Origin of the sequence: Psychrobacter sp. (genome assembly GCF_036731945.1) — a bacterium.
Lineage (GTDB): Bacteria > Pseudomonadota > Gammaproteobacteria > Pseudomonadales > Moraxellaceae > Psychrobacter.
On the sequence record NZ_DAINDI010000036.1, the window covers coordinates 17,939 to 21,167 of the forward strand.

The following is a 3,229-nucleotide window of genomic DNA, read 5'->3' on the forward strand; positions in this document are numbered from 1 at the left end:
TAAGGTTTTAAGTACCCCAGAAAACACAAACGCAACCAGATGCATAATGGCTAAGATAGCAATTACAATCACTAAAAACGCCAGCGCCATTTGCAAGACAGGATTCTCTACCATACTTGATAATTGCGGCGCGACCGAACCTGCCAAACGCGTGGCAGCAATAAGTGCGACAAACCAACCGACCAAACCGACAGCTGTCTTAATTAGACCTACCTGAAAACCCCGCCATAAGCCAATCAGGACAACCACAGCAATCACAATGTCTAAACCACTCATGTTTATCGCCTCATTTGCATCTTATATGGTGTACTTCAGTAAAGTTAAAAAGCTTACCATTGTGAAAGTCGTTAAAAGTCTTAACCTTCCATCGCATCGTAATAGCCGCCGATAGATTGAATGCAAGACTGTACCAGTCCAGGCCCTTTATAGATAAGCCCGGAATAAAGCTGCACCAAATCTGCACCTGCTTCGATTTTTTTGACCGCTTTGTCACCGCTATCGATACCGCCAACGCCAATCAACGTGACCTTACCACCCAACTGATCGGAGAATTGTTGTAGAATTTGCGTACTAATGTGGCTGACCGGACGACCGGATAAGCCGCCTGCTTGCTCACCATCGGGCAAGTCTTCAACGCCCACGCGGCTCAACGTGGTATTGGTGGCAATTAAACCATCAATTTCAAAGTCCAGCAACTGCTGAGAGATATAATCGACTTGTAAGGGGTCTAAATCGGGAGCGACTTTTAGGACCAAAGGCACATAAAAACCATACTCGGTTGCCAGCTGATTGTGGCGATTTTTAATGGTATCTAATAATTGGGTTAACGCTTCACCGCTTTGTAGGTCGCGCAAATTTTTGGTATTCGGCGAGGAGATATTGACCGTAATATAAGACGCATGCGGATAGACACGCTCTAAGCAATAGACATAATCATCAGCCGCATTTTCAACCGGAGTCGCAGCATTTTTACCGATATTGATACCTATATTGCCTTGGTATTTACAGCGCTTGACGTTTTCAATCAGGTAGTCAACGCCTTCGTTATTAAAACCCATGCGGTTAATAATGGCATCGGCTTGCTTGATTCTAAATAGTCTCGGGCGGTCATTGCCAACTTGCGGCTTTGGGGTGACCGTACCTACTTCGATAAAACCAAAACCCAACTCTGCTAATGCATCGATATAATCGCCGTTTTTATCCAAACCGGCGGCAAGCCCAACAGGATTGGCAAACTGCAAGCCCATACAATCGGTTGGTTGCATTGACTGACCATATACTAAGCCCAACACACGCGCTTTATGAGCTTTATCTAATAAAGATAAGGTCATCTCATGCGCGTGCTCGGGGTCCATATTAAACAAAAAAGGGCGAAGTAAGGCGTAAGACATAGTAATGACAGACCCTGCTTGAAAAGAAATAATGAATGAGAAAAACCGATGAGGTCAAGCGCTGCGATTATATCAGCTTAACTGAAATAAGACCAAAGTTTCATCAGGAAAATTACGCCATACCCTGCCAATAAATAAGCGTTAATACTGTTAATTGACTGACTAAACCTAGTAAAGAAACCCCTATCAGACAGCGTTTTTATCGGCATTTACTGCTTATTGCTACTCATATTTGCAGATTAAGGCACTGGGCGGCCATCGGCGAGCGCAATCCAACCACGCACAATACGGTACAGATGCCAAATAAAAGTAAAGCCCATCACCATAAAACCTAAAATGGCCATTAATACTGAGCCGATGGCAATGTTGTTGGTTTCAGCGAACATACTGACGCCAAAACCGCCTAAGGCAAAGGTGACGATAAGCACCCCAATGGCGAACAGAACAATACTGTACCAAAATGTCTTAATTTGCCAATCAAAATGGGTAGCGAGCCAAGTACCGTCAGCATCACGGCGTTTGGCATAGTTCATAAAGATAGGCACAATCCACAATAGCCCAGCGGTAAAATAGCTGAGCACATAGAGCAAATAGGTGATGTGGTTATATGTCGTCAAAGAGCGGCGTTTATCATCACTCATCATATTATTAGAATTATTTATCATGCTGTCACTCGTTATGTTCTGTGGTCTGTAGTTATTTTTATTGTGGCAAATTGTCAGGTTTTCAATGTGGTAATTTTTAAAGCGTTAACGTGGTTAAATATTTTTCTTACTTGATTGACTAAAGATATTAAGAACTGACGGTTGCCTGCACTTGAATGGCTTTAGTCACCAAGTCTTGCTGCATCGACAGTTGGTTAAATTGCCAACCTTGCTGTTCAAGATTACCCAGCGCCCCGCTCACCACCGCTTGGCTTGGATGGGTAAAGCTCAGCTGCACCGCATCGCCTGCTGCAATGACCTGCGCATCAGCAATCCCTGAATTATTTAACAGCGCACTGATACGGCTAGCCGGCGGCATCGCTTCAGCGCCATCCGCTGAATTAGTACCATTTAACGCATTGCTATCAATATTACCAGATTGGGCACGCAACCAAAAATAGTCAGCGACCTGCTCTTGATACTCATTTTTGCTCGCTTTTGCTGCTTGATGGACGCTATAGCCGCCATAGCCACCGACAAATAACAGCAAAAACGCCGACAATAGCAGTAAGGCTAATTGGTCACGCGCAGACAATGCCTGCCAACGTGTCATTAAAATATTTTGATAGCTACTCATGCGCGTTGATAACGCGCTGCTTTTAGGGTCAGCCACCATAGTGCTGCGTTTGGCGAGGCGTTGTAATCTTTTCATGGTTACCCTTTATTGCTAACGCTACTATTGTTTTCTACCACATCAACGGTCACTTGACCACTAAACTGCCCTTGCTCATTGCCATTGACTTGTTCCAACTTAGCATTTAAGCCTTGTGCGACAAGTGTATTGGTAAATTGATCAAGACTGCCGCGGTCTGGTGCAATCAGTGTAAAGCTGAGCGCAGTTGGTTGCATGACTAACGCCTGCGCGCGTAATGACGATTGTTTAATCAGCGGTGATATACGTGATAATACGGCTATGTGAGCGTTAGGCGCTTGGCTGTCACTACGCAGTTTTGGTTGCAACTGCACTTGCAATTTCGTGCGCGTACTAAGCGGCTCACTAGGAAACCAAGACTGATACTGAGCGGCAATCTCGGTTTTGGTCGCCGCTGTCGCCGCCTGATACTGGTAGAATTGCACCCCATCGGTCGCCATCTGTAATATCAGTGCTGAAAGCGCCACCATCAGCGCCCCCCG

5 protein-coding genes are annotated in these 3,229 nt (G+C 45.2%); all 5 read right to left on the reverse strand.

The window, feature by feature from the left end; translation table 11 throughout:
• On the reverse strand, positions 1-276 hold a 276-nt coding region (locus V7D75_RS08770), incomplete at its 3' end, for a CvpA family protein (RefSeq protein WP_333614253.1).
• Between the two features lie 80 nt (positions 277-356).
• Complete coding sequence (locus V7D75_RS08775; protein ID WP_296190288.1) at positions 357-1,391, reverse strand: quinone-dependent dihydroorotate dehydrogenase; 1,035 nt, start codon at positions 1,389-1,391, stop codon at positions 357-359.
• A 239-nt stretch (positions 1,392-1,630) separates the two neighbouring features.
• Positions 1,631-2,056 (reverse strand): DUF4870 family protein, encoded by a 426-nt coding sequence (locus V7D75_RS08780; RefSeq protein WP_333614254.1) that lies wholly within the window; start codon positions 2,054-2,056, stop codon positions 1,631-1,633.
• A gap of 127 nt (positions 2,057-2,183) precedes the next feature.
• Entirely contained in the window at positions 2,184-2,747 is a 564-nt protein-coding gene (gene gspM, locus V7D75_RS08785) for a type II secretion system protein GspM (protein WP_333614255.1), read from the reverse strand.
• Between the two features lie 2 nt (positions 2,748-2,749).
• A partial coding sequence (locus V7D75_RS08790) for a GspL/Epsl periplasmic domain-containing protein (RefSeq protein WP_333614256.1) occupies positions 2,750-3,229 on the reverse strand: 480 nt, incomplete at its 5' end.

Excerpts from the sequence above, each read along its gene's own strand:
- V7D75_RS08775 (WP_296190288.1), bottom strand. The coding sequence starts at position 1,391 with ATGTCTTACGCCTTACTTCGCCCTTTTTTGTTTAATATGGACCCCGAG.
- V7D75_RS08780 (WP_333614254.1), bottom strand. The coding sequence starts at position 2,056 with ATGATAAATAATTCTAATAATATGATGAGTGATGATAAACGCCGCTCT.
- gspM (WP_333614255.1), bottom strand. The coding sequence starts at position 2,747 with ATGAAAAGATTACAACGCCTCGCCAAACGCAGCACTATGGTGGCTGAC.